The sequence below is a fragment of the Chryseobacterium sp. CBTAP 102 genome (assembly GCF_003201365.1).
In the GTDB taxonomy this organism is placed as follows: domain Bacteria; phylum Bacteroidota; class Bacteroidia; order Flavobacteriales; family Weeksellaceae; genus Chryseobacterium; species Chryseobacterium candidae.
In genome coordinates, this window is sequence record NZ_QICX01000001.1 from 186,613 (window position 1) to 212,078 (window position 25,466).

Genomic DNA, 25,466 nt, shown 5'->3' on the forward strand with positions numbered 1-25,466 from the left:
TAATGTTTCCGGGCTTATTAAGAATGTTTCAAAATAAGCAAAACCGAGGCCAAAGTGATAAAAAACAGCTTTTTTTAAGCTCTTTGTGGTTTATCATGCTTATTTTTGCATGTCAAGTACAATAAATCATGAAGAAGCTCCAAGATATTCTTATCTCAACCAGGACAATGGCTGTATTGTTGCTGGTGTACGCATTCGCAATGGCCTATGCAACGTTCTTAGAAAACGACTACGGAACTCCTACAGCAAAAGCATTAATTTATGAGGCTAAATGGTTCGAACTGATCATGGTCCTGCTTATTCTCAATTTCATAGGAAATATCGGAAGATACAGACTGTGGAAGAAAGATAAGTGGCCGGTTCTTGTTTTCCACCTTGCCTTTGTTTTTATTTTTATCGGTGGTGCTATCACCAGATACATCAGTTTTGAAGGAACAATGCACATCAGAGAAGGTGAAACGTCCAACGAAATTGTAACCGATAAAAATTTCTTTAAAATTCAGATCGAAGAAAAGGGTGATGTACTGAATTATCAGGATGTTCCTTATCTGATGTCTCCACTACACAAAGATTTCAAAGCAACCTATGACTTCCACGGAAAAGAAGTGAAAGTGTTTGCCAAGGAATACATCCAAAGAAAAAAAGACAGTCTCGTAGCTGAACCCAACGGGGCAGAGTATCTTCATTTGGTTTCTACCGGAAGCACCGGAAGACAAAATATTTACATCAAACCGGGAGAAACAAAATCTATCAACGGTACTTTGGTGACATTCAACAGAGCCATTGAAGGAGCTGTTGAATTTAAAAATGAAGGCGGAAAATTATTCATCAAAACTCCTGTAGATGCAAGCTATATGACCATGGCTACACAGGCAACAGGAAGTACAGTGAAAGATCAGTTCCAGCCTTTGGCATTAAGAAGTTTATATACCATCAATGAGCTGAAACTGGTAGTACCTGAAGGTCTTAAAAAAGGAAGACTGATGGCGATTGAAGGTGACAGAAAAAAAGATGCTAACGTACCCGATATGCTTCAGATTGAGCTTCAGGGACCAAAAACAAAACAAATTGTAGATCTTTCTGTTGAAAAAGGAAATCCAAACGCTTACAAGCAGGTTACTATGGACGGATTGAACATCATGGTTGGTTTCGGACCTAAAGTATATAACACACCTTTTGCATTGAAACTGGATGACTTCGTAATGGAAACGTATCCGGGAAGTTCATCTCCGAGTGCTTATGAAAGCCACGTAAAAATCATTGATGAAGGCAAAGAAACTCCTTATAAAATCTATATGAACCACGTTCTTAACCATAAAGGATACCGTTTCTTCCAGTCGAGTTTTGATCCGGACCGAATGGGAACCGTTCTTTCCGTAAACCACGATTACTGGGGAACTTTGATTTCTTATATCGGATACGGACTTTTATTCCTGGGAATGTTTGTAATCTTCTTCTGGAAAGGAACTCATTTCTGGAAATTGAATAAAATGCTGGCTGACGTTAATAAAAAGAAAGCAGCAGGTATACTTTTATTGTTCTTAAGTTTAGGTTTAAATGCACAGAAAATAGAAACCCACGGAACAACAGATGGAAGCAGAGAACACATTCATGTAGAAGGAGACAATCATTCTCACACTCCGGTTCCGTCTGCCCAGCCACTTGATGGTGCTGCTCCTAAGCAGAACTCTCTGGCAACTCCAATGGGGAAAATGAGATCTATTTCTCCGGACGAAATCATTGCAAGAAACAAAATCAGCAAAGAACATGCGGATAAATTCGGATATCTTTTGGTTCAGAACTTTGAAGGAAGAATTGTTCCTATCAATACAGAGGCAATCGATATTTTAAGAAAACTATACAAGAAAGACGAATTTAAAGGAACAGACGGAAAATCTCTTACAGCCAACCAATGGTTCCTTTCTATCAATACAGATACTCCAAGCTGGACAATGGTTCCGATTATTAAAGTGGGAACTAAAGGAGGAGATGAGCTGAAGAATAAGACAAAAGCAGATGAAGATGGCTATACTTCTTTGATGAACCTTTTCCCTGCAGATGCAAATGGTAATCTTACGTATATCTTGGAACATGATTACAATACTGCATTCCGTAAGAAGCCTGCTGAACAAACGAATTATGATAAAGAAGTAATTGCTGTCAACGAAAGAGTACAGATCTTTAATGAGTTCTTCAGCGGTCAGTTCATGAGAATTGTTCCTGTGAAAAATGATGCCAACCATACATGGCATTCATGGTTAGACCAAAAATTCGAACCGGATATGGAATCTCAGCAGGTAATGGGACCTTACTTTGCAGAAGCGCTTACCGCACAAAAAACCGGTGACTGGAGCAAAGCAGATGCTGAATTGGCAAAGCTTTCAGACTATCAGCAGAAATGGGGAAAAGCAGTTGTTCCTGCTAAATCCAAAGTGGATCTGGAAGTATTCATGAATAAAGTAGATATTAACTTCAAATTGTTAATCTTCTACACCCTTATCGGAGGTCTTCTTCTTATATTAGGTTTTGTTGAGTTATTCAAATCAAATCAAAAATTAAACAAAATAATTAAAGTAATCATTGCGGTTGGTTTAATTGGTTATCTGTGTCATTTCTTAGGACTTGTGGCAAGATGGTACATCTCAGGACACGCTCCCTGGAGTAACGGATATGAAGCCATTATCTTTATCTCATGGGTAGGTATTACGGCAGGTTTAATCCTGTACAGAAATGCCAACGCATTGATTCCTGCGGCAGGATTCATGGTAGCTGTAATCATGATGGGATTTGCGCACGGAGGTTCTGCACTTGATCCGCAGATTACACCGCTTGTTCCTGTATTGAAATCTTACTGGTTAATTGTTCACGTGGCTATTATTACCTCCAGTTATGGATTTTTCGCCTTGTCGATGATCATTGCGGTAATTTCCCTGGTATTTTATATCATTTCCAATAAAGAAACCTATAAAATTCACCATGATACTACATTGAAGGAATTGGTTATCGTTTCTGAAATGTCATTAACCATCGGATTGTTTGCATTAACAGTAGGAAACTTTTTAGGAGGAATCTGGGCAAACGAATCATGGGGAAGATACTGGAGCTGGGACCCGAAAGAAACATGGGCTTTCATCTCTATCATGGTATACGCATTTGTATTACATATGAGATTAGTACCTGGATTGAGAAGCAGATGGGCATTCCACGTAGCAACAATGTTTGCATTCTGCTCAATGGTAATGACGTATTTTGGAGTAAACTATTACCTGAGCGGACTTCACTCATACGCAGCAGGAGATCCGGTACCGGTACCAGCCTGGGTATACATAGGAATCTCAACAATGATTATTTTAGCAGCTGTTTCTTATTGGAAGTTTAAAACTTTAACAAAGAAATAAAGATCTGAACATACAAATTCAAATCCCGGAATTCACTTTCCGGGATTTTTTTGTCTATATTATTTCTGATGCTTTGTAAAATATAAGGTAGCTGCTATTTTTCCAAACGCTAAGGTTCGCAATTATTTTACTGATGATAAAATATTGTTCACAAAACCATTTCACTCAGCAAAGAGAGTATTGGTCTTCGCTAAGCGAAGTAGCTTTGCGAACAAAAATATAATGCATCCTAATGCATTAACCTCGCGAACTTTGCGTTAGTTAAAAATACCCACATCTCGAAACCCGAAACCCGCAGCTCATTCAAAAAAAAACAAAATTTATCATTTGTAATTCAAAATTGATTACTATCTTTATGATATCAAAATAATATCAAAATAAAATTCAATTATGGAAAAAACATTAAAACCTATGTCGGGTTATCTTACATTGGTCATTTGTCTGGCCTTGTTTGTTGCAGCAGTATACTTCTTTGTGAGTGGAGTAGATCAAAGTATAGCCTATGTGGTTATCTCTATGCTGTGCTTTCTTCTTTCGTGCTTTTTCTTAAAAGGGTTAATGATTATTCAGCCGAACCATTCGAGAGTTTTAAACTTCTTTGGAAAATATGTGGGAAGTGTAAAAGAGAACGGATTATTCTTCATCAATCCTTTATATTCATCACAAAAAATTTCTTTACGTTCCGAAAATCTGCAGGGTCAGACTTTGAAGGTAAATGATAAAATGGGTAACCCTATTGAAATTGCAGTTGTAATTGTATGGAAAGTGGGAGATACTTATAAAGCGGCTTTTGATGTAGAGCGTTATTCTGACTTTGTAAAAATGCAGAGTGAGGCAGCTGTAAGACATTTGGCGATGAGCTTTCCTTATGATAATTTAGAAGATGATCATGCTCCGATTACCTTAAGAGAAGGAGGAGATAAAATCAATTCTATTTTGGAACAGGAGCTTACAGACCGCCTTTCAAAAGCTGGAATTGTGATTCAGGAGGCAAGAATTTCACACCTGGCCTATGCTTCAGAAATTGCCGGAGCAATGCTTCAGAGACAGCAGGCAACAGCTATTGTTGCAGCAAGAACCAAGATTGTGGAAGGGGCTGTAGGAATGGTGGACCTTGCATTGAAAAAACTTTCAGAAGATAATATTGTTGAATTGGATGATGAAAGAAAAGCGGCAATGGTAAGCAATTTAATGGTAGTTCTTTGCGGTGAAAAAGCAGCAACACCTATATTAAATGCTGGAACACTTTACAATTAAGAAGTGAAAAAACAGTTGGATTTTAGTGTATAGAGTTTTACACTAAAGTAATCAGAAATAATGTAAGAGAATTTAGAAAATGAAATCAGAAAAAGCTCAGAACTCTTCAGAAAGCAAAGGGAAAAAATCCTTTGTGATAAGAATAGACGAGTCTACTTATAAACTCCTTGAAAAATGGGCCAATGATGAATTCAGAAGTGTGAACGGACAGATAGAATATCTGCTGCATCAGAGCCTGGTGAACGCAGGGAGAAAAAAGAACGAGTAGTTTAAAAAGACAAATAGAAGAAGTGAAATAATCTTTTTCGGGATTAATCGTACAGAAATCAATTATTTTTTTCCTTTTTTTAATTGCAGAAAATATAAAAAAGACCTTGTTTTTTAGCTTTTCAATAAAGAAATAATAATTCAATTAATCTTCTACCCAAAAAGAAAGCAGAGAAATTTTCTCTGCTTTTTTATTGTATACAGCTTTGGAGACTGTCTGCTCCAACGTAGAATATGACGAGCCAAATCAAGCCTTTTATGGTAAAGAAAGCTAATCCTGCCCATCCCACACGCTTGAACCACTTTTTAAGCTTTGAGTTGTTTTCTTGTGAATTTTCCATTGGTGATTATCAAAAAGATTACCCTGCAAAGATAAACATGTTTATAATTAGTCCAAATAAAAAACGTATTAAAAATTAAAGTTTTGAGGTTCGCATAATATTTTTATCTTTAGAGAGAACGAAAAGTAAGATTTTATGTCAAAAAAAGTAAAGGATTTCGGAATCGAAAAAACACTCAGAAATCTTGGGATTAAAGAAGAAAACAAAGGGACTTCAGTGGGCGGAAAATATTTCGCTTCAGGAAAGGTGATAGAGAGCATTTCTCCTGTGGACGGAAAATTGATCGCTAAAGTAAAAACTTCCGGAGAAAGTGATTATGACAAAGTAATTGAAACTGCTCAAAAAGCATTTCAGGAATTCAGGCTGATCCCGGCTCCTAAAAGAGGAGAGATGGTAAGACAGCTGGGCTTAAAATTAAGAGAATATAAAGACGATCTGGGTAAACTTGTTTCTTATGAAATGGGTAAATCTTTACAGGAAGGTCTTGGAGAAGTTCAGGAGATGATTGATATCTGTGACTTTGCAGTAGGACTTTCAAGACAGCTTCAGGGGTACACCATGCACTCTGAAAGGCCTGGACACAGAATGTATGAGCAGTACCATCCGCTGGGAGTTGTCGGGATTATCACCGCATTCAACTTTCCGGTAGCAGTATGGTCCTGGAATACAGCTTTAGCATGGATCTGTGGTAACGTTACCATCTGGAAGCCATCTGAAAAAACACCGCTTTGCGCTATTGCATGCCAGAATATCATGATGGAAGTTCTGAAGGAAAATAACCTTCCTGAAGGCGTTTCAAGTGTATTGGTATCAGACCATGAAATCGGGCAGAAACTGGTAGACGATAAAAGAGTTGCTCTTGTTTCTTTCACGGGATCTACCAGAGTAGGAAGAATGGTTTCTTCTAAAGTAGCAGAAAGATTCGGGAAGTCTATCCTTGAATTAGGTGGAAACAATGCCATCATCATTACAAAAGAAGCTGATATCGACATGTCGATCATCGGATCTGTTTTCGGAGCTGTAGGAACTGCTGGCCAGAGATGTACTTCAACAAGAAGACTGATTATCCACGAAAGTGTATACGACGAAGTGAAAACAAGATTGGCAAAGGCTTACGGACAGTTGAAAATCGGAAATCCATTGGATGAGAAAAACCATGTTGGACCGCTTATTGATACTGATGCTGTAAATCAATACGAAGAAGCTATCAAGAAATGTAAAAAAGAAGGTGGAAAATTCGTTGTTGAAGGCGGAGTTCTAACCGGAAAAGACTACGAATCCGGATGCTATGTGAAGCCTTGCGTTGCAGAAGTGAAAAACTCTTATGAAATTGTTCAGCACGAAACTTTCGCACCAATCCTATATTTAATCAAATACAAAACATTAGAGGAAGCTATCGCTATCCAGAATGATGTTCCTCAGGGATTATCCTCTGCGATCATGACCCAGAATTTAAGAGAAGCAGAGCTGTTTCTTTCTCATGCCGGTTCAGACTGTGGTATTGCCAACGTCAATATCGGAACTTCCGGTGCTGAAATTGGGGGAGCTTTTGGTGGTGAAAAAGAAACCGGAGGAGGAAGAGAGTCAGGATCTGACGCCTGGAAATACTATATGAGAAGACAAACCAATACTATAAATTATACAGCGCAACTTCCTTTAGCACAAGGTATTAAATTTGATTTATAAAAGTTTTGCTTAAAGTACTTAAAAACAAAAAAATTAATAACCTGAATGATTAAATACTCAATTCATTGGATTATTTAATCACTCACTTATTAAATCACACTACAAATTTATTATGGAACACACATTAGATATAAAAGCAAATAAAGTAAAAGAAACAGTAGGAAGACATGTGTTGGCAGACGGTTTCGATTTTGTGATGGATATTGAAAGATCACACGGCTCATGGCTTTATGATAAACTGACAGACAGAGAATACCTGGATATGTTCTCTATGTTTGCGTCAGCATCTATCGGGTACAACCACCCTTATCTTGTAGAAAAATCAGAATGGTTAGGAAGAATGGCTGTGAACAAACCTACTTTAGCTGACGTTTACTCAGAAGAATACGCTCACTTCCTTGAAGTTTTTGAAAGAGTAGTTATTCCCGAAGAATTACAATATGCTTTCTTTATTGAAGGCGGAACAATGGGGGTTGAAAACGCAATGAAGGCGTGCTTCGACTGGAAAACCCGCAAAAACTTTGCAAAAGGCTTAAACACAGAAGCAGGAATCTGTATTCATTTCAAACAGGCTTTCCATGGAAGAAGTGGTTATACTTTAAGCTTAACCAATACGTCTGATCCAAGAAAGTACCAGTATTTCCCGATGTTCAACTGGCCGAGAATTTTAAACCCCAAATTAAAGTTCCCGATTACAGAAGAGAACCTTGAAGAAACCATTAAAAACGAAAACCTTGCTTTAGTTCAGATTGAAGAAGCTATTTTGATGAATCCTGATAAAGTGGCTTGTATCATCATTGAGCCTATTCAGGCTGAAGGAGGTGACAATCATTTCAGAGACGAATTCTTATTAGGATTAAGAAGAATCTGTGATCAAAATGAAATCTTACTTATTTTTGATGAAGTTCAGACAGGGATTGCCATTACAGGAAAAATGTGGGCATTCCAGCATTTTACAGCAAAACCTGATATTATTTCTTTCGGTAAAAAAGCTCAGGTTTGCGGCGTACTGGCCAATAGAGAGAAGTTTGACCAGGTTCCGAACAATGTTTTCAGAGAAAGTTCAAGAATCAACTCTACATTTGGAGGAAACTTTATTGATATGCTTCGTTTCCAATTGGTAATGGAAGTGATCGAAAAAGAAAATCTTGTTGAGAATGCAAGAGTAGTGGGAGATTTCTTACTGGAAAGCTTAAAAGCCCTTGCTGCAAAATATCCTGAAAAAATATCCAACGCAAGAGGAAGAGGCTTAATGTGTGCTATTGATCTTCCCACTGCAGAGCAGAGAAATCACCTGATGAGTGAGCTTTTCAACGACGGCTTAATCATTCTTCCTTGTGGAGATCAGTCTCTTCGTTTCAGACCTCATTTAAATGTTACTAAAGAAGAGATCCAGCTTGCTTTAGACAAAATTGAAAACAATATTAATAAAATTTAAAATCCGGGATTTGTAATTTTAAAAAAAACATCGTATATTTAGATACTCAAACATTTAGGATATGGAAAGAAGTACGAGAGTATCAGTTTATGTAAGTGATAACCCTTCAGAAATTCAGTTGGTTAAGTCTAAATTGGATGACGCACAAATTGCAAATACCGTTGAAAATAACTATCTTACGTTTACCACTACGCCAACGGCAACTTCGCTGAAGCTTATGGTAGATCTGGAAGAAGAAAAAAGAGCATTTGAAATTATTGATGCTTATCTTCAACAAAGTGAAAATCAATAAACAATTTCATAATTTTAAATTTTACTACTTCAAACCGAAAATTAATTTAAATTAATTTTCGGTTTTTTAATTGCAAATCATCAAAGAATAAGTATTTCAAGGATTAAACGAAAAGCAGTAAACCTGATTTTAAATTCTTAAATCATTCAATCTTTTAATCAAATTTTATAACATGAATCCAGAGATTAAACTAAGACAAGCGGAAATTGAAGACAGAAACATTATTTGGGAAATCATTCAGCAATCCATCGAAAGAAGAAGACAGGATGGAAGCACCCAGTGGCAGAACGGATACCCTAATCTCGGGACAGTGGAAAGTGATATTGCGAAAGGATTCGGGCATGTATTGACTGTAGATGGAGAGATTGCAGTATATGCAGCCCTGATCTTGAATGATGAACCGGCTTACAGCACCATTGAAGGAGCATGGTTAAGTGACGGTGAATTTGTTGTGGTTCACAGAGTAGCTGTAGATGAAAAATTTGCAGGGCAGGGTATGGTAAAAAAATTTTTTGATCAGATTGAGGAGTTTACTAAATCCCATGGAATTCAGAGTGTTAAAGTAGATACCAACCATGATAATATGGCTATGTTGAAAATCCTTGAAGGCAAAGGTTATTCTTATTGCGGTGAGGTTCTTTTGAAAGACGGATTGAGGAAAGCTTTTGAGAAGATTATAATTTAGCCCAAAAGTTAAATCAACTTTCATTGAATTTTTAAAACGCTCTGTATTTATAAACTCTATCAGGTTTGTTCGTTTGGTTCTGAACTAATTTCTACTTTTGTTCAAATTTTTATATTATGCACCAAAGTATAGAAGTTGATGAAAAAATTTTTCAGGATGCCGTAAAATTCTATGGCACTGTGTTTAGCTTACCTCCTTTAGCCTCAAAAATTTATTCCTACCTTCTTTTCGACTATGAGAAAGTAGGAATTACTTTTGACGAGTTTGTTGAAGTGCTCTCCGCGAGCAAGAGTTCAGTTTCCACCAGTATTTCATTACTGCTTAATGCTCAGCTTATCGTAGACCATAACAAAATGGATGAGCGGAAACGGTATTTTTTCATCAATGATGAATACAAAAAAATACGATTCGAGAAAATTGTCCAGAAAATGCAGGACGAATTAAGACTATTAGATGATTTAAACAATTTTAAAAAAAGTAAAGACGATGGATACAATGAAAGAATAGAAGTTTACAAAGCACTCTTAAATAAAAATATAGAAAATATTCAGGAATCTCTTAATAAACTATAAAATGAATAATAAGCTAGTTATACTTTCCATTGCAGCGTTTTCACTGACGGCCTGCAAAAAAGAAGCTCCGAAACAGGATGGTGCCAAGCCGTATCCTGTCATTTCCGTGGAGTCAAAAAATATAGTGGGTTATCAGACGTTTCCGGCTACCATCCAGGGTAGGGTAAACAATGATGTACGTGCAAAGATACAGGGATATATTACCCAGGTATTGGTAGATGAAGGACAATATGTAACAAAAGGACAGCCATTGTTCCGTCTGGAAACCAATATTCTGACCGAAAATGCAGCCGCTTCCAAAGCAGGAATCAGTGCTGCAGCATCTAGTGTTGCCGCAGCCCAGGCTTCTGTAAATGCAGCTCAGGTAGAAGTCAATAAACTAAAACCTCTGGTTCAGAAAAATATCATCAGTAACGTGCAGTTACAGACCGCTCAGGCTCAGCTGGCTCAGGCTCAGGCTCAGCTGCAACAGGCGAATGCCGCCAAAAAACAGGCTGAAGCTAATTACAAAGGCGTAGAAGCCAATATCGAATATTCTATTATCCGTGCACCTATTTCAGGGGTAATCGGAAGACTGCCATTGAAAGTAGGAAGTTTGGTAGGGCCGTCTGATCAGACGCCTCTGACAACGATTTCTGATACTTCTGAGATCTACGCTTACTTCGCGATGAATGAAAAAGAATATTTTGATTTTCTTGAAAAATCTCCGGGAGCTTCTATGCCTGAGAAAATCAAAAACTTACCCATGGTTGAGCTTCAGCTGGCCAATGGAAGTCTTTATCCTGAAAAAGGGAGAATTGAAGCCATTACAGGGCAGATTGATCCTACAACCGGGACTATTCAGTTCAGAGTTGCTTTCTCGAATGCTCAGAAATTATTAAGTAATGGTAACAGCGGAACCATCAGATTCCCTCAGCATTACGATAATGTTCTTGTGGTACCTGAAAGTGCTACTTACGAACAACAGGGTATCGTTTACGTATACAAAGTAGAAAAAGGAGATACTGCCAGAAACGTCGTTGTGAATGTTATTGACAGAATCGACAATATGGCTCTTATCAAATCAGGAGTTAATAAAGGAGAAAAAATTATTGCAGCTGGTATCGGAGGGTTGAAACCGGGAACAGCAGTGAAGCCGAAGCCAGTCAAAATGGATAGTCTTGTTCAATCTATAAAACCGAAATTCTAATGATAAAGAACTTTATTAACAGACCGGTTTTATCCACCGTAATCTCAATCTTGATTGTGATTCTCGGTGTGCTGGGACTGATCTCGTTACCGGTTACACAGTATCCGGATATTGCACCGCCTACGGTAAGCGTTTCTGCCAATTATACGGGAGCCAATGCCGAGACGGTAATGAAAAGTGTAGTAGTACCTTTGGAAGAACAGATCAATGGGGTGGAAGGTATGGATTATATCACTTCCAGTGCCGGGAATGACGGTTCTGCTCAGATCCAGGTTTTTTTCAAACAGGGAATAGATCCGGATATCGCAGCGGTAAACGTACAGAACCGTGTGGCCAGAGCAACACCTCTTTTACCATCTGAAGTAACACGTTCAGGGGTTGTAACCCAGAAGCAGCAGACCAGTGCCCTGATGTATATGTCTTTTTATTCTGAAAATAAGGATCTTGATGATGTGTACCTTCAGAACTTTTTGAATATCAATATTATTCCCAATCTGAAAAGGGTAAATGGTGTTGGAGATGCCAACGTTTTTGGTGGTAAAAACTACTCAATGAGAATCTGGCTTGATCCTGCAAAAATGGCTGCCTACAGTGTAACGCCTACTGATGTTACCAATGCCATCAACGAGCAGAGTAGAGAAGCAGCTGCGGGTTCTATCGGACAGAACAGCGGAAGTTCTTTTGAATACATCATCAAATATGTAGGTAAATTCAACGATAAAGAACAATACGACAATATCATCATTAAATCTCTTGGAAACGGACAAAACCTGATGCTGAAAGACGTTGCTAAAGTAGAACTGGCAGGACAGTCTTATACAGGAATAGGGGAGAACGGAAACAATCCTTCCATCAGTATGGGGATCTTCCAGACCCCGGGATCCAATGCACAGGAGATTATTAAAAATATCAAAGCCTATCTTAAATCAGCCGAGGGAACTTTTCCAAAGGGCGTAAAGTATACTTTTAACTTTGATACCAACGAATTCCTGGAAGCTTCCATTGAAAAGGTAGTACATACCCTGATTGAGGCCTTTATTCTGGTATTTATTGTAGTATATATTTTCCTTCAGGATTTCAGATCTACGCTGATCCCGGCCATTGCGGTTCCGGTATCTATTGTAGGAGCGTTCTTCTTCCTGAACCTTTTTGGGTATTCATTAAACCTCTTAACCTTATTTGCATTGGTACTGGCAATTGGTATTGTAGTGGATGACGCCATCGTCGTCGTCGAGGCCGTTCATGCTAAGATGGAACATGGTATTTCAGATGCTAAAAAGGCAACAGTAGAAGCAATGGATGAGATTACAGGGGCTATTATCTCTATTACGTTGGTAATGGCAGCCGTATTTATCCCGGTAACTTTCATTACAGGGCCTACAGGGGTATTCTACCAGCAGTTTGGTATTACACTGATTATAGCCATCATCATTTCTGCAATTAATGCATTAACGCTGAGTCCCGTTTTATGTTCATTATTCCTGAAACCTCATGAAGCACATCATGCAGAGTATAAGAACTTAAACTTACTACAGAAGTTTTTCTATAAGTTTAATATTGCTTTTAAAACAACTACTGAACGTTACGGAAGAGGATTTGTATTCCTGTTAAGACATAAATGGGTAACCCTGATTATTTTTGCTGTTACCGGAGGGATCTTATTCTGGGCAAGCAGCAGTATGAAGAAGGGATTTGTACCTACAGAAGACAGGGGAATTATCTTTACAGATGTTCAGCTTCCTCCCGGAGCTTCTATGGAAAGAACTTACAACACTTTGAAAACGCTTCAGGCAAAAGCACTGAAAGTTCCGGGCGTACAGAACGTAACCATTTCAACAGGTAGAGGATTCTTATCCGGAAACGGAAGTAACAACGGTCTTGCCTTTGTGAAACTGAAACCATTCGAAGAAAGAAAAAAAGACGGACAGACTTCTGAAGACATCACCAAAAAATTATTCGGAATTGTAGGATCTGTTCCTGATGCCAAAGTGGTATTCTTCCAGCCGCCAAGTGTACCGGGATTTGGTAGCAGTGCTGGTTTTGAAATGGTGTTGCTTGATAAATCAGGTGGAGAATATGCTGATCTGGATGCTAAAACCAATGAATTCATCGGCAAACTGATGCAGAGACCGGAAATTCAGTTTGCACAGACTTCATTCAATACGAAATATCCTCAGTATCAGATGGAAATTAATGTTCCTCTGAGCAAACAGCTTGGAGTTTCTGTAAACGACATCCTGTCTACCATGCAGGGGTATATTGGTGGTATTTATACAGCCGACTTTACCAAGTATGGAAAGCAATTCAGGGTTATGGTTCAGGCGCTTCCTGAGAACAGAAAGAATATTGAAAACCTGAATCAGCTTTATGTGAGAACAGGATCAGGTATCATGACTCCGATCTCACAGTTTGTAACCTTGAAAAAAGCCTACGGACCACAATCTGTAAGCCGTTATAACCTGTTTACTTCCGTGAAGGTTACAGGAGCAAACTCTGACGGATACAGTTCCGGGGATGCTATTGCTGCGGTACAGCAGGTAGCGGATGAAACCCTGAATCAAAACTATGCCGTAGAATTTACAGGGTTAACGAGAGAAGAATTAAATTCAGGATCTCAGACCCTTCTGATTTTCGGGTTGAGTTTGGTCTTCGTTTACTTTATCCTTTCCGCACAGTATGAAAGTTATATCCTTCCGCTGATCGTTATTATTTCTCTTCCTCTTGGGGTAATGGGAGCTTACTTCGGCCAGAAGATTATGGGATTGGAAAATAATATTTATTTCCAGATTGCTCTGATCATGCTCGTGGGACTATTGGCGAAAAATGCAATTCTTATTGTTGAATTCGCTGTTCAGAGAAGGCATCATGGTGAAACCATTGTGATGTCAGCCATCAATGCAGCGAAAGCCAGGGTAAGACCTATTCTAATGACCTCATTCGCCTTTATTTTCGGTTTATTGCCGTTGGTGCTGGCAAGTGGAATCGGAGCAGTAGGGAACAGGTCTATCGCTACGGGTGCGGCCATCGGACTGTTGATAGGAACTGTTTTGGGATTATTCGTAATTCCGGTTCTGTATGTGATTTTTGAAACACTGCAGGAAAAAATTAAACCTATCAAAAAAGAAGATATCAATTTAGCAGAATAAAATTAAGATTTAAGAAGTTAGAAATTAGAAATTAAAGATAAGTCTAAAAACTAACTTCTAAACTCTAACTTCTAACTTCTAATTAAAAATAATGAAGAGTTTATTAAACATCATAAAAGGAATCACCTTTTCAGTTTTCATACTCGGAGCCATCTCATCCTGTATGGCAAGAAAAGAATATGAAAGACCGAAGAACGTTGTGGACGAAAAGCTTTTTCGTACAGACATGCTTCCTTCGGACAGTACCAATATTGCAGATATTTCCTGGAAAGAGATATTCACTGATCCGATATTGCAGGGGCATATTTCTAAGGCACTGGAAAACAATCTTGATATCAGAATTGCTTTGGAAAGTATTAATTCTGCGGAAGCTTATCTTAAACAGAGTAAAGCAGCCTATCAGCCAACCCTTGCTATCGGACCCAACTATACATTTCAGACGCAGTCTATCAATACCCAGTTTGGACAGATCATTGGAGAAAGGCGATATGTAAATCAGTTTGACATTACAGCGAGCATCGGATGGGAAGCTGATATCTGGGGGAAATTAAAAGCTCAGGAGAAAGCACAGCTTGCGACTTATTTGGGAACTGTTGCAGCTCATAAAGCTGTTAAAAGCAGTTTGGTATCTTCCATTGCCTCTGCATATTATCAATTACTGACATTTGATGCACAGAAGAGAATTATTACGGAAACCATTGCGGTAAGAGAGAAAAACCTTGAAGCTACCAAGGCTTTAAAAACTGCCGGAACAGTTACTGAAGTAGCAGTACAGCAAAGTGAAGCACTTGTTTTCAATGCCAAATCATTACTGATTGATATTGATACACAGATCCAGTTGCTTGAAAATACCATGAGTCTTTTGATGGGAGAACCTTCCCATTCTATCGAAAGATCTACATTAGAAGGGCAGAAGCTTCCAATCGATTTGAAACTGGGCTACCCCACTCAACTTCTGGCCAATCGCCCGGATGTCATGAGAGCAGAATTTAATTTAATGAATGCTTTTGAGTTAACCAACGCAGCCAAAGCTCAGTTTTATCCAACTTTAAAATTAACAGGAAGCGGCGGACTGCAGTCTGTGGATATTGACCATTTATTCAGTGTAAATTCATTGTTTGCAAATGTAGTCGCGGGACTGGCTCAGCCGATTTTGAATAAGAGACAGATACAGACCAACTATGACGTAAGTCTTGCCAATAAGGAAACGGCTTATCTTAATTTCAGAAAAACAGTTCTGACTGCCGGAAAAGAAGTCTCAGATGCCATCAGGGTTTTCTCGGTTCAGGATTCATTTATTGATTTGAAACAAAAAGAGCTGGATGCCTACAAAAAATCGGTAGACTATTCTCAGGAATTGGTAAACTATGGGATGGCCAACTATCTTGAAGTGTTGAACGCCAGTGTGAATTCATTGAATGCAGAGCTTAACATCTCCAATGCAAGATACAGTAAAATGAAAGCAGCCGTAGAGCTTTATCAGGCTTTAGGCGGAGGCTGGAAATAACCGTATTCTTCAATATAATATCATAAAAAACGTATGTCAGCAATGGCATACGTTTTTTGTGTGCTTAAAGAATTTATAAAACACCAGAGGGCAGCCAATGTTTCGTTAGGATAATACAATACAACTACTAACTTACTTATGTATTCTTTTGTAACATTCGCTCCTCAGATTTTTTTTGGATTTATCCTATATTATTTAAGATTAAGAATAGAGTTTGGAACAAGTCTGTCAACTCATTCTTTAAACAATTTTATTCCATTGATTCTTTCTAAAATAATATGAATAATTCTTTACAACTTATATTGTTGCTTGTCTGGAAAATGGACGAGAATCATAAAAATATTACGCCTTTACTTTATAAGGGTTTAGCATGGAATTTTTTCATTCACTGTAGTAGAACTACTACAATTTTTAAAATAATAGCTAATTCATTTTGAAGTGAATATTTAAGATGATAAATTGGCAGAACCAAATCAATAAAAAACTTATGAAAAAGAACATTCATGCGCCTGAAAAATGGCTGCTTTTAATTAGCTTTTGAGTATTGATCTTTATTCATACTCTTTCTGATATAATTCTCAAGACAGTCTGACAGTAATTTTGTATTGAGACCATCACATATTACTGATTGTCTTTCCGAGCAGAATGGTCCCGCCTTTTAGGTGAAAATCTCCGTTTATCAATAGAACCGATAAAAATTATGATATCATGTTTCAGGAACAGAATAATTTTCCCAAACCGGAAATAGGTTCAGAAAAGAAAGATTTTGTAAAAAAAATCAAAGAAAATAAAAAAATCAAAGAAGTAAAGAAAGCGGCTTCAAAAGCTACTAATGCAGCCCAGGTGGTAAATACAGGGAAACAGTTTCTGAACCAGCCCTTATTACCCAATGAACCAGCCATCATAAAAGAGAAACTTTGGGCTAAACAGCCTACTTCCGGAATATTCAATGCCGACAGTATTCCGGAGAGCGCTATAGCAGGGATTAATCGGGTAGTAAAGCTTGATATTCATGTGGAAGGTAAGCCTGTACAATATTTCAAACATTTTAAACTGACACAAAGTACAACCAAGCATCATGAATTTGAACTCATTCTTGCCCATGATGCTTTAGGAGATACAGAAAATCATAATCTTGAAAAAGCACAGAATTTTCTCGGAAAAAGAATTACCGTTGTTTTCAAATATAAAGATGTGGAAGGTGGTGCTGAACGGAATTTTATAGGTGTTATCACTGAAGTTGGATTCAGCCAGGAAAAAGGAAGTCTGGGAAATCTTGTTTTGTCTGGTTTCAGTCCAACAATCTTGCTGGATGCTGCCCCTCATATTCAAAGTTTTGGAGGCGCGCAACCGGTAAGTTTGAACAGTATTGCCAATGAAGTGATTAAACAGGGATTGGGACAGGGGAAATTTGATTTCAGGGTGGATGCGCGTCATGGCAATGTATCTTACAGCTGTCAGTATGAAGAAACCCATTATAATTATCTGGCCAGAATGGCCGAAGCGTATGGAGAACAATTTTTCTATGATGGGGAAGTTTTACATTTCGGACAGCTGCCTCCACAGGAAAAACCAGTATTATTGACTTATGGCAGTAATCTTACCGATGTTAAAATTAGAATGAAAGCCCAGCATGTAAATCCATCATTTTACGGATATAACAGCAGCAAAAATGAAAAATTTAAAGGCGGAAGTTCAAAAATAACCCATACCTCAGATATTGCGAAGAGAGCTTATGAAATTTCGGAGAAAACTTTTCAGACCCCGTCTCTGAGAGTAGCTCCCATTAAAGCATCCTCTTTTATGGATATTGATGCTTCACAGAAAGGGGCAGCCGGAAGCAAGGCTTCAGAAGTTTTTGTAACCTCCGGCAATACAACCGTACCCTTTCTTTATCCTGGATGTATTGCAGATATAGAGATGCGTAAAACGGATACCAATGATACCGGTTATTTTACCAGGCTCATGCTTATAGAAGTAACCCATGAAGTGGATGCCCGCGGATATTACGACGGCTCTTTCCGGGCAATAGCTTCTGATACAGGATTTATACCAAGACCGGAATTTACAGTTCCCACAGCAGAACCCCAGTTTGGAAAGGTGGTTTCCAATACGGACCCTGAAAACCAGGGCCGTGTACAGGTTCAGCTCGACTGGCAGAGCGGGCAGGATACTACAGAATTTATCCGCGTGATGTCTCCGGATGCCGGAAGCAGTGAAAAAGTAGGCAAAAACCGTGGCTTTATGTCTGTTCCCGAAGTAGGAGACCAGATTATTGTCAATTTTGTACACCTTCACCCGGACCGCCCTTTTGTGATGGGAGGAATGTATCATGGTGGAATCGGAGCCGGTGGCGGCGCTGGAAATAATATCATGAGTTTCAGCGGCCGGAGCGGTGCAGAACTCAAGTATGACAACGGCGCCGGATCTGTTAATCTTAAAGATCAAGGGGGGGCCAATATGAATTTTGACGGAACAGGCAATGCAACCACCAACGCCAATAGCAATCATACCGTGAATGCAGGCAGTACCAACGTCATCAATGTGGGCGGCAAAAAAGATGCTCCACCGCAATCACTGTTAAAAATGGATGCCGGCGGAAATATTACGCTTGACGGAAAGACAAGCATAACCCTGCAGGTAGGTGATAATTCTATTACCATATCCGAAGCAGGTATTATGGCATCAGCAGGAAAAGGAATGATTGATATTACCGCACTTACGGGAGCTTTAGGACTTTCAAGCAAAGGAGGCCCAATGGATATCAGTACAGACTCACCACTCACCATTACCGGAGGACCAAGTGCTGTGATGTCTTCAGGAGATACCAATATTATGTAATTCAAAACAGGAATCATGGATGAGTTAGAATACATAACCCTCAATGCCCTGATGATGTGCGACCAGGGTGCCGCTCCGGATTTCTTTAAGCCTACGTTCAATACGAAGGTGAAAATTCATGGCTGTCTGGTAGCAACCAATCAGGATGCCACTCCTCTGATTAATATTCCTTCCTTTAAGGTATGCAAAATCAGTGGTGGTCCGTGTACCCCCACCACCGTTCCTATGACCTGGCAGGATACCTGGCAGGTAAAAATTAACGGAATCAGATCTTTGATAGGAAAAAGTACCTGTCAATGCCCTGTGGGTGGGAAGATAGAATTTATGACCAGCGGCCAGGTCCCTCTTCCGGACGATGCTGCACAGGAAGTAAAAGATATGCAGGATCAGGCACAGCGCGAGCTTGATGACAGCGGGCATGGAGACAGTGTGGGCGAAGCTGGTTTTGTGGAAGGGATGATCCCGGTCTGGGGAAGCGGCCGTGACCTTATCAACGATATACAAACCGGAGATGTAGGCGGCAGCCTTATGAATGCAGGATTTTTAATCTGGGATGTAGCTTCTATTGCTGTAGGAGTAGTCTCTTTTGGAACCGGAACGGTAGCGATGCAGGGTGCAAAAGCCGGAGTGAAAGGCGCTATTAAAGCCGGGGCAAAAGCCATCTCTAAAGAAGCACTTCAGCAGATGGGAAAAGCTGCACTGAAAAAGCTGAGCAAAGAAGCTTTAGAAAAAAGTATGCAAAATTTAGCTGGAAAAATAGGCTGTTTTTTTGTAAAAGCTTGTTTTACAGGAGATACTTTAATTCATACTCCTAATGGTTTAAGACAAATAAAAGATATTAAAATAAATGATGAGGTTTTTAGCTATGATCTACAAAAAAAAATAATAACAATTAAACGAGTCATCCATTTACATGAAGAAAATGTTACAGAAACACTTGAACTTGAAACCGAAAAGGAGATAATTAAAACAACACGTACTCATCCTTTCTTTATAAATGGGCAATTTAAAGATGCAGAACAGATAGAAGCAGGCGAAACATTATTTACATACAATCAAACAATAGCCAAAGTAATTTCACTAAATTATATTCCTGATATTGCTAAAGTTTATAACTTTGAAGTAGAGGATGATCATTGCTATTTTGTTGGCACAGAAGGCTTATTAGTTCTAAATGCTTGTTATCATACGACTTTCTTTAAGGCAAATCCATTATTAAAAGGAAAAGTAGTTGTACACCATGCCGTAGAGCAACAAGTGTTAAAAAAATGGCCAGGACTATTTGATAAGGAATTTATGCATTCCTTAGACAATTTACGAGGTATTCCCAAAAGCGTAAATAATACACTACATTTAAGTACTATTAGAAAAGAATGGAATAAATTTTATAAAAAATTTGATGATGCAGGTATAATACCAACAAAAGAACAAGTATTAAATTATGCAAATGCAATAGACAAAAAATTCGGACACCTTTTTGATCCGCCAATTTAAAATAAGAAATATCAATTATATGAAAACATATCAAACAATCCAGCCAGAAGTTATTGTTGGGCTTGGCGAAAAAACTGAATTTCTGGAGAAAGAAGCTCCATTTTTAACAGTCATAAAATTACATATCCAACTTGAAGACTGGTTAGGTGATGACCTAATGGAATGCCATCCTTGTTATATTGTTACTGAAAAGCTCAAAACCGGATTACAGACAACAAAATTCACAGGATTTGAGTTTTCAGAAATGATCGTAACTAAAGATGAGTACTTCAACGATAACTACCAATTGAATAAATCATTACCTGAATTTTACTGGATGAAGATTATTGGAAAGCAGGATTTTGACGATATCATTATTGGCCCAGAAAAGTCGCTATTAGTTGGTGAAGAACTTCTTGATTATCTGAAAAAAAATTTTACACTCAATTATATGGATGTCAATCCGGAAAGAAATGAGTTTGATGATTTATTAGATCAGATGATAGCGGAAAGTAAAAAAAATAAATAAAATATCGAAGACATCAGAATTGGAGATCAGGTGTGGGCTTATGATGAAGAGAATAATATTAATGATTTAATAGTAGAAAAAAAATCATCAAAAGAAGAAAAAGAGGCGGCAAAAGATGTTGAAAGTTGGGCAAAATATGCCTTTGAACATAATAAAGAATATCATATTATGATCTTTAACGATGAAAAACCATTCAGTGACACAATTTTAATGAAATGAGTATTTCAAATTTTTTATTCGGGGAAAATATTCCTCTTCTTCGGCTTGAAAAATTTTCACAGGAGTATATTCTGAATGTTGAGAATACATTTCTGATGGGTAAAGAAAACCCTGCAATTTCTTTAAAAACCTCATCAGATATTATTATTGAACAGGAAAAAAGAGGTCATGATATAAATACGACCATAAAACTACAGGAAATCACAGGGGATACTGAAGATCATGTGATGAAACCTTTTCTGCTGCAAAGTATTGCCCTTGCAGATATTTCCCGTACTATTCAGCTGAAAAGGGATACCAGTGGCAAAATCCTTTCCGTTGAAAATAAAGCTGATCTTTGGAAAAATTGGGAAGAATGGAAAGAGAGTAAGCTGACCAATACTTTCCCGGAGGAAAAGGATCAGAATAAGTTGATTACAAATTATGAAAAGGGATTGAAAAACTTTGATGTCGAATTGAAGAAGAATCTGCAATACATTCTTTTACTGCCGGAAGTTTATAACCTTATATTTCCTCCTAATGAATATTACAGTTTTCTATTCAGTCCGTCAGCTATTCACTCAAGGCTGATTGATGGGGTAGAATATAACTATCAGCTGAAACTGGTAAAGCTTGAAGAAGAAAACAACAACCTTTTTGTAGAGTTTCATTCCGTACTGAACAATCAGGACGAACTTATGAAAGACCATATCAAAAAGCTTTATGAAAAGGAGAAATATTTTTCTATTGATCAGTTTGAATTCAGCATCAAAATCAAATACAATTTTGAAAAATCAACAGCTAAGATCCTGAACGCTGAACTCCATTTTGTAGAAAAAATGCATGAGCATCTGGCTTATCGGATAGACATGGAGTTAAGCAGTAAACCCGCTGAAGTTTAACAATAAAAAAGAGTTGTAATCATTACAATTACAACTCTTTGTTTTATTCAGATAAGGCTGCTTAGAACCTCAAAGTGGCTGCAACAGACCAGGTTCTTCCAAAACCAAGGAATCCTGTATTGCCATCAGCAACGCCCTGATATACTCTGCCAGCTTCCTGGTAAGTTTTTCCGGCATCCGGACCATTGGCAATTTTATCACCTGCAAAAATATTGGAGCTCAATTCAGAAATATAATATTTGTTGAATAAGTTGTATACATTCGCTCTTAATGTTAAAGATTTTTTAGCATCAAGCGTGAATTTGTAAGAAGCTCCTACATCAAATAAATGGTAGCTTGGCAATTTTACAATTCCTTTTTCTCTTGCGGCTTCAGTAAGGAAGTTGATCGGGTTGAACTGAGCATAAAGCTTGTCATAATATTCCCAGTTGGCATCAATGCTGAAAGCTTTGGTGATATTGTAATCCGCTCCGATGCTTGCTGTTGTCTGGGCTGCATCTCCAACCTTCAGGTCTTTGATATTGATTGTTCCTGTAGCTCCTGTGATTTCCTGGTTGTTCTGAACATCAAGGATGTTGAAGTTGGCATTTCCTTTATACTTCCAGTTACCCAATGATACCATTCCTCTCAGTCTAAGGTTAGCCAAAGGTCTTGCCTTTGCTTCCAGCTCGATTCCCTGGTGGAGCTGGCCTACATTCAGTGCATTGTAGAAATAAGCATTTCCAAGACTTAGCTGGGAGAATTTAGCAACATCTGCTGCCGTAGCATTGAACGTTCTGGAAATAAACCGGTCGTCCCACTGTGTTCTGTAAGCGTTGATATTCACATCGATATAACGCGATTTGAAACCATATCCCAATTCCACAGAGAAGATTCTTTCATTCTTTGCATCGTTATAAATATTCTGGTTTGAAGGGAATAAAGCGTTGAATAACGGCTGTCTTGAAATTACCCCTGTATTGAAAAATACATTATGGTGATCATCTATATTATAATTCGCACCTCCTTTTACAATATAACCTGTTTTGTGATACCATTTTGTCTCCTGATTTCCGGGAGTATATAACATATAGTCTCTTCTCTTGTAATATTGCTCAGAAACAGACCCCTGAACAGATGCACTTAGTTTTTCAGAGCTGTATTCTACCATTCCATAGATCCCGGCCCATTTTACCAGACCTTCGTTGTGGATAGATACCTTCTGAGCATCTTTTAGCTTGGTAAGCGGTTCCGGTTTTACGGTTTGATTGATATAGTAACCTTTTGGAGCATTGGCTGTACCAGTAACAAATAATGCATCTGATCCTAACATGTCAGTTACAATATCATATAATGCTCCTTTGTATGTTTTAAGATCAATACCTCCGTTAAAAGTCCAGTTATTTTTTTTATAATTAAGATCTGCAATCACACCATACCAGTCATGAGCATTGATACTTTGCTTTCTCACGATACCGCTGGTTCCGTTAAGGGTAGATACATACTGTCCGTTATAATCACCAGGAGAGCCAGCAGGTGCTGTAAAGGTAGATTTCTGGAAGTTATTTCCATTATAATCGGTTACCATACCGCCTCTGTTATAACGATAAATCATATCCCAGTTGATGGTACCATCTCCGCCAGCGCCATAATTCATGAAGTTCATGGTTTGTCCGGCTGCATTTTTGATAGAACCATTAAGTCCTGTTCCTCCGCCGCCACGTCCCCATGAGCCATAAAGAACGGTAGATAACTTCAGATTGTCATTCATCGTCCAGTCCCAGTTCAGGGATGCAATAGGCTTATGATAGAAGTTAGGTGCTAAATTGAATTGAGAGCCATTCAGCATTCCTGTTTGAGGATTGTATCTTCTTCCGTAGGTTTCAAACTGTTGCAGCGTTGCTACGTTTGCTCCGGTTGCTGAAGATCTTCTCGTATCATGTACCTGTGGTGCTCCGGTAGCGATTAAATTGAACGCATGCTTTTCATTAGGCTTAAACCCTGTAGAGAAAAACCATGAGTAACCTTCTCCTTTTGTTCCATTGATGTATCCGTCACCTTGCCACCGGGAAAGTAATACGGTTGTTCCCCATTTGTTTTTTAAACCGGAAGAATACATTGCAGATATTCTGGAGTAGTTGTCATTACCAACTTCTCCTTTAATCATTGCTTTCTGCTCAGAATCCGTAGCTTTGGTTACAATATTGATGGTTCCTCCTACAGAAGGAACAACAAATTTAGAAGCTCCCAAACCTCTCTGGATCTGAATATTGCTTGCAATATCAGCCAATCCTGTCCAGTTTGACCAATACACCGTACCTCCCTGCATGTCATTCACCGGCTGCCCGTTGATAATCACTGCAATATTTGCCCCGTCAAAGCCTCTCATGTTAATTCTGCTGTCTCCGAATCCTCCACCTACTTTGGTAACGTAAACGGATGGGGTAGACTTCATAATTTCAGGAAATTCTCTGTTTCCCAGTTTTTCCTGAATTTCTGCTGCCTTAATATTGGAAACTGCAACAGGAGTTTTTCTTTCTTTGGCTGTTTGGGAAAGGTTTCTACCCACCAACATCACCTCATCAATAGATTTAGATTTCTCTAAAGAATCCTTCGTACTCTGCCCATAATATAAGGCTGCCGTAGGTAATACAAGCGCTATAATTAGTCGCTTTTTAAAAATAATGCTCATGAAATAAACTAGCGTTTTTGAATTTAAGGCTGCAAAGATGAATAATTATTTTTGAATTAAGTATTAAATCTTAACGAAGTGATTTCCTATTGTATGTGTATAATGCATTATTACTGATTTTTTTGAGCATATTAATTATTTCAGATCTTTAATTTACAATTTGTTATAAAAGTGAATTATGCAAAAAAGAGTATTGTTTTTAACGAATAAAAATAATGATGCAATTCATCTGAAAGTCTACCAGAAAGTATTTTTTTCTAATGATATTTAGAGTTTGATTTATTTTGTATCATTATTTATATATTTGCAGATATTATTTGTATCAAAATTATTTACTCAAATAACATAAGCCTTTCTTTTATTTAAATAAATAAAAAATGACTCAGCTCAGTTTGTTCCATTCAGAAGATTTATATGAATTTCCGAAAGAGCTTCTGGAATACAAAGCGCATTTTCTGAATCAGGATGAAGCGGATGATCTTAAAAACCATCTGCTTGAAACAGTACCCTGGAAACAGCGTACTCAGAAAATGTATGATAAAACAGTTCTTACACCACGCTTAACAGCCTGGTATGGTGATCCTAAAACGGATTATCCATCAGGAAATGGTGAAGTAGACAATAACCTCTGGACTCCTGAACTTTTTTCTTTAAAAGAAAGGATAGAAGAAACATTCGGTTATAAGTTCAATTCTGTATTGCTGAATCTTTACAGAGATCATAATGATTCTGTTGCCTGGCACAGAGATAAAGAAAGCAGATACGGAAAACGTCCTGTGATTGCATCAGTAAGTTTAGGGCACACCAGAAACTTTGATTTCAGGAAAAAAGACCATCATCAGAGTAAATACAGCCTGCCGCTTCCTCACGGTTCATTATTGATTATGAAAGGAGATCTTCAGGAAAACTGGGAACATAGGATTGCTAAGTCTGTAATCTCTATGAAGGAGCGTATTAATCTTACATTCCGGTTAGTTTGTAAAGAATAAAATACTTATTGTAATGGATGAGTTAGGATATTCCATTTCAAAATAAAAAGACTGAAGTCCTTTCTTTTTCCACAAAAAAACTGCA

19 protein-coding genes are annotated in these 25,466 nt (G+C 38.1%); 17 read left to right on the plus strand and 2 right to left on the minus strand.

Annotated elements, in window-relative coordinates:
* Positions 1 to 128: 128 nt before the first annotated feature.
* The 3 genes from ccsA (at position 129) to C8D70_RS00850 (ending at position 4,923) form a co-directional block, all read left to right on the plus strand.
* Positions 129 to 3,398 (plus strand): cytochrome c biogenesis protein CcsA, encoded by a 3,270-nt coding sequence (gene ccsA / locus C8D70_RS00840; protein ID WP_110366075.1) that lies wholly within the window; start codon positions 129 to 131, stop codon positions 3,396 to 3,398.
* A 390-nt stretch (positions 3,399 to 3,788) separates the two neighbouring features.
* The gene (locus tag C8D70_RS00845) at positions 3,789 to 4,655 is read left to right on the plus strand and encodes an SPFH domain-containing protein (RefSeq protein WP_110366076.1); all 867 of its coding nucleotides are present in this window, start codon (positions 3,789 to 3,791) and stop codon (positions 4,653 to 4,655) included.
* Positions 4,656 to 4,734: 79 nt separating this feature from the next.
* Positions 4,735 to 4,923 carry an Arc family DNA binding domain-containing protein gene (locus C8D70_RS00850; RefSeq protein WP_076597342.1) on the plus strand — a complete coding sequence of 63 codons (189 nt, stop codon included), beginning with the start codon at positions 4,735 to 4,737 and terminating at the stop codon, positions 4,921 to 4,923.
* Positions 4,924 to 5,113: 190 nt separating this feature from the next.
* Here C8D70_RS00850 and C8D70_RS20685 read toward each other — a convergent pair whose 3' ends face one another.
* The gene (locus C8D70_RS20685; protein WP_002979804.1) at positions 5,114 to 5,263 is read right to left on the minus strand and encodes a histidine kinase; all 150 of its coding nucleotides are present in this window, start codon (positions 5,261 to 5,263) and stop codon (positions 5,114 to 5,116) included.
* 135 nt (positions 5,264 to 5,398) lie between these two features.
* Between C8D70_RS20685 and C8D70_RS00855 the strand changes: the two genes are divergently transcribed.
* The 13 genes from C8D70_RS00855 (at position 5,399) to C8D70_RS00915 (ending at position 21,721) form a co-directional block, all read left to right on the plus strand.
* A complete protein-coding gene (locus C8D70_RS00855) occupies positions 5,399 to 6,949 on the plus strand; it encodes an aldehyde dehydrogenase family protein (RefSeq protein ID WP_110366077.1) in 1,551 nt (516 codons plus the stop codon).
* Positions 6,950 to 7,061: 112 nt separating this feature from the next.
* Entirely contained in the window at positions 7,062 to 8,387 is a 1,326-nt protein-coding gene (gene lat / locus C8D70_RS00860) for an L-lysine 6-transaminase (RefSeq protein WP_110366078.1), read from the plus strand.
* Positions 8,388 to 8,448: 61 nt separating this feature from the next.
* The gene (locus C8D70_RS00865) at positions 8,449 to 8,679 is read left to right on the plus strand and encodes a DUF2007 domain-containing protein (protein ID WP_076597339.1); all 231 of its coding nucleotides are present in this window, start codon (positions 8,449 to 8,451) and stop codon (positions 8,677 to 8,679) included.
* Between the two features lie 172 nt (positions 8,680 to 8,851).
* Positions 8,852 to 9,364 (plus strand): GNAT family N-acetyltransferase, encoded by a 513-nt coding sequence (locus C8D70_RS00870; RefSeq protein ID WP_110366079.1) that lies wholly within the window; start codon positions 8,852 to 8,854, stop codon positions 9,362 to 9,364.
* Positions 9,365 to 9,480: 116 nt separating this feature from the next.
* Positions 9,481 to 9,936 (plus strand): transcriptional regulator, encoded by a 456-nt coding sequence (locus C8D70_RS00875; protein ID WP_076597337.1) that lies wholly within the window; start codon positions 9,481 to 9,483, stop codon positions 9,934 to 9,936.
* Between the two features lies 1 nt (position 9,937).
* The gene (locus C8D70_RS00880) at positions 9,938 to 11,125 is read left to right on the plus strand and encodes an efflux RND transporter periplasmic adaptor subunit (RefSeq protein WP_110366080.1); all 1,188 of its coding nucleotides are present in this window, start codon (positions 9,938 to 9,940) and stop codon (positions 11,123 to 11,125) included.
* Positions 11,125 to 14,271: an efflux RND transporter permease subunit gene (locus C8D70_RS00885; RefSeq protein WP_076597335.1), complete on the plus strand. Its 3,147-nt coding sequence runs from the start codon at positions 11,125 to 11,127 to the stop codon at positions 14,269 to 14,271. Before C8D70_RS00880 ends, C8D70_RS00885 begins: the two co-directional genes overlap by 1 nt.
* 91 nt (positions 14,272 to 14,362) lie before the next feature.
* The gene (locus tag C8D70_RS00890; protein WP_110366081.1) at positions 14,363 to 15,778 is read left to right on the plus strand and encodes an efflux transporter outer membrane subunit; all 1,416 of its coding nucleotides are present in this window, start codon (positions 14,363 to 14,365) and stop codon (positions 15,776 to 15,778) included.
* A 708-nt stretch (positions 15,779 to 16,486) separates the two neighbouring features.
* Positions 16,487 to 18,619: a type VI secretion system Vgr family protein gene (locus C8D70_RS00895; protein ID WP_110366082.1), complete on the plus strand. Its 2,133-nt coding sequence runs from the start codon at positions 16,487 to 16,489 to the stop codon at positions 18,617 to 18,619.
* 15 nt (positions 18,620 to 18,634) lie between these two features.
* Positions 18,635 to 20,113 (plus strand): polymorphic toxin-type HINT domain-containing protein, encoded by a 1,479-nt coding sequence (locus C8D70_RS00900; RefSeq protein ID WP_110366083.1) that lies wholly within the window; start codon positions 18,635 to 18,637, stop codon positions 20,111 to 20,113.
* Positions 20,114 to 20,132: 19 nt separating this feature from the next.
* The gene (locus tag C8D70_RS00905; RefSeq protein WP_110366084.1) at positions 20,133 to 20,621 is read left to right on the plus strand and encodes a hypothetical protein; all 489 of its coding nucleotides are present in this window, start codon (positions 20,133 to 20,135) and stop codon (positions 20,619 to 20,621) included.
* A 30-nt stretch (positions 20,622 to 20,651) separates the two neighbouring features.
* Complete coding sequence (locus C8D70_RS00910; RefSeq protein ID WP_110366085.1) at positions 20,652 to 20,840, plus strand: hypothetical protein; 189 nt, start codon at positions 20,652 to 20,654, stop codon at positions 20,838 to 20,840.
* Positions 20,837 to 21,721, plus strand: a complete 885-nt coding sequence (locus tag C8D70_RS00915) for a hypothetical protein (protein WP_110366086.1) — start codon at positions 20,837 to 20,839, stop codon at positions 21,719 to 21,721. Before C8D70_RS00910 ends, C8D70_RS00915 begins: the two co-directional genes overlap by 4 nt.
* 61 nt (positions 21,722 to 21,782) lie before the next feature.
* Here C8D70_RS00915 and C8D70_RS00920 read toward each other — a convergent pair whose 3' ends face one another.
* Positions 21,783 to 24,392 (minus strand): TonB-dependent receptor, encoded by a 2,610-nt coding sequence (locus tag C8D70_RS00920; protein ID WP_076597329.1) that lies wholly within the window; start codon positions 24,390 to 24,392, stop codon positions 21,783 to 21,785.
* Positions 24,393 to 24,769: 377 nt separating this feature from the next.
* On the opposite strand from C8D70_RS00920, the gene C8D70_RS00925 reads away from it, so the two are divergent.
* Positions 24,770 to 25,381 (plus strand): alpha-ketoglutarate-dependent dioxygenase AlkB family protein, encoded by a 612-nt coding sequence (locus C8D70_RS00925; protein WP_110366087.1) that lies wholly within the window; start codon positions 24,770 to 24,772, stop codon positions 25,379 to 25,381.
* Positions 25,382 to 25,466 lie beyond the last annotated feature (85 nt).